This window comes from Streptomyces sp. NPDC127084, from assembly GCF_042724175.1.
Taxonomy (GTDB): domain Bacteria; phylum Actinomycetota; class Actinomycetes; order Streptomycetales; family Streptomycetaceae; genus Streptomyces.
This window is the reverse complement of record NZ_JBHXFA010000393.1, coordinates 1-1,233: the sequence shown is the minus strand read 5'-3', so window position 1 is coordinate 1,233 and position 1,233 is coordinate 1. Positions and strand designations below refer to the sequence as shown.

The 1,233-nt window shown below is 64.2% G+C and carries 1 protein-coding gene; it reads right to left on the bottom strand.

The genetic code is table 11. From position 1 onward, the window contains the following. Window positions 1–38: 38 nt before the first annotated feature. Window positions 39–1,233, bottom strand: a 1,195-nt coding sequence (locus tag ACFWI9_RS34480) for a hypothetical protein (protein ID WP_387169285.1), incomplete at its 5' end; no start/stop codon positions are given.

Genomic DNA, 1,233 nt, shown 5'->3' with positions numbered 1-1,233 from the left:
CGAGATCCCCTCGGGCCCCCCGACTGCAAGACCGTTGGTTAACTGCCCGCACCGCCGTCGATGTCGCGGGCGAGAGCTTGGGCATCTTCGGCGAGGAGATTCCGTAGGTCGGCGTAGTGCCGAAAGATATCTGGCCGGACGAGGTTGTACCAGGTGGTGTTGCGGCGAAGAGCCCATTCGCGTTGGACGTCTTGAGGCTGTTCGGCTTCAATGGGGCGCGGGGTGAAGAGGTGCTCGCCTTGTGTGACCTGTACCCAGATGAATACGGAGGCGTCCTGACGTTTGCGGTCGCCGACTGCCGGCCGAATGGGGCCGGGGATGGGTGGTAACTCGCTGACCAGGGGGTCCCATTCGTCAGGAGGCGGAGCCCAGTCTCTGAGTGCCTCACGTCGGCGCTGGTAGTCGATGAGCGGTCGGTGGGGTGCTCGGAGTTCGGCGCTGAGCTCGCGGAGAACCCGTTCGAACTCGGCCGGGTTGCGTCCCGCGCGTTCCCAGCGTTGGAAGTCGGTGTTGGATCTGTACCGCACGCGGTCCGGGGCTATGCCGAGGTAAGTCGCGGCCTCATCGAGGGGTCCGCCTATGGCCCACTGGACGAGCCGGACCGCAGCGGTTCGACGCAAGACCTTCGGGGCGATTCCGGCAATGGGTGCGAAGTACCTTTCATGCCAGTCCGGTTCCAGGTATGCCGGGATGTGTTCTGGTCGGTAGTCGTCCCGCAGCGGTGCTCGGAGTCCTTGTGGGCCGCCGATTTTGCGGTAGGTGCGTGTCAATGGCTCGGCCGGGTCTCGGAATCGCCGCGAGCACGAGTTTTCATGGCGGGCGTAGATGCGTACCCAGGGCGTGCGTGTCGGCCGCTCTCCAGGGGTGTGGACGAGCTGGGAAAGGTGCTCGGACAGATCGCTTGTTTCGAGTAAGGAGTGTGCGGCGCGTAGGAGTCCGGCACAGGCGATCGGATCACGGGGCGGTACATCGCGCAAGCGATGGTGCTGCAGACCCTTGCTGGTGCCGAAATTCTCTGAAGTGGAGTGGAGGTACGCGGTCACATACCTGGAGAGGGTGGTGTCGAGAAGATGCTGCCCTACTGGCCAAGTAAGGCCGATCAGTGCGGTGGCCAGTCGGAGATCTGTGAAGTATTCGGATGCGTCCGTGGCCGGAGTCGGCGGTTCCAGGTGGGCAAGCAGGGACTGCTGGAAGCGAAGGATGCCCGGTGTCGGGTGTGGCTGACGGCCGGGA